The organism is Psychrobacter sp. UBA2514, assembly GCF_002341255.1.
Lineage (GTDB): Bacteria > Pseudomonadota > Gammaproteobacteria > Pseudomonadales > Moraxellaceae > Psychrobacter > Psychrobacter pacificensis.
In genome coordinates, this window is record NZ_DDNS01000012.1 from 72,019 (window position 1) to 72,462 (window position 444).

1 pseudogene is annotated in these 444 nt (G+C 42.6%); it reads left to right on the forward strand.

The annotated features are described in order from the left end of the window. A pseudogene (locus B3V51_RS04390) lies at nt 1-393 on the forward strand (type IV-A pilus assembly ATPase PilB); the annotation flags it as partial. Nucleotides 394-444: the final 51 nt, after the last annotated feature.

The window sequence follows — 444 nt, forward strand, 5'->3', positions numbered from 1 at the left end:
TCTTTTAACATTGCAACGTCAGTCAACTTAGTCATTGCGCAACGTTTGGCGCGGCGACTGTGTAAGAACTGTAAAAAACCGATCAATATCCCTCGTCAAAGTTTGCTAGAGATTGGTTTTACTGATGCAGATTTGGATAATCCAGACAACGTGATTTATGAGCCAGTGGGCTGCAATGAGTGCCGTGAAGGTTATAAAGGCCGTGTAGGTATTTATGAGGTGATGAAGGTCAGCCCCGACATCTCACGTATCATTATGGAAGACGGCAATGCCATAGATATCAAAGATGCGGCGCTCAAAAATGGTTTTCGAGATCTACGCCGTTCTGGGGTTTTAAAAGTTCTGCAAGGTGTCACTAGTATTCAAGAAATGATGCGCGTTACTTCTGAATAAGTAGCATAAGCATTAAGTCGTATATGCAACTATTAGGGCGTGTTGAACATT